Origin of the sequence: Stenotrophomonas maltophilia group sp. RNC7, assembly GCF_030910085.1 — a bacterium.
GTDB lineage: Bacteria > Pseudomonadota > Gammaproteobacteria > Xanthomonadales > Xanthomonadaceae > Stenotrophomonas > Stenotrophomonas sepilia.
The window spans coordinates 1-353 of record NZ_JAVFVN010000041.1 but is presented as its reverse complement, the minus strand read 5'-3'; the positions used below and the strand labels follow the sequence as shown (position 1 = coordinate 353).

The 353-nt window shown below is 57.5% G+C and carries 2 rRNA genes; both read left to right on the top strand.

Annotated features, from left to right (window positions below):
* Positions 1-98 (top strand): 5S ribosomal RNA (gene rrf, locus RCF13_RS00220); the annotation flags it as partial.
* 131 nt (positions 99-229) lie between these two features.
* A 5S ribosomal RNA gene (gene rrf / locus RCF13_RS00215) occupies positions 230-344 on the top strand.
* Positions 345-353: the final 9 nt, after the last annotated feature.

Here is a 353-nt window from a genome sequence, read left to right as displayed (position 1 = left end):
TGTGGAACCACCCGATCCCATCCCGAACTCGGAAGTGAAACGCAGCTGCGCCGATGGTAGTGTGGCTCAAGCCATGCGAGAGTAGGTCATCGCCAGGGTTTACACCCAAAACCCCGCTGCTGACGCAGCGGGGTTTTTCTTATTAAGTGAAGGCATTGCTTTTCTGGATACCTTCCGCCCAAGGGCAAGATCGCGAAGCTGGCGCTGCAAGCGCTGCTGCAACCGTCTCCCTGGTGAAATTAGCGCTGTGGAACCACCCGATCCCATCCCGAACTCGGAAGTGAAACGCAGCTGCGCCGATGGTAGTGTGGCTCAAGCCATGCGAGAGTAGGTCATCGCCAGGGTTTACACCC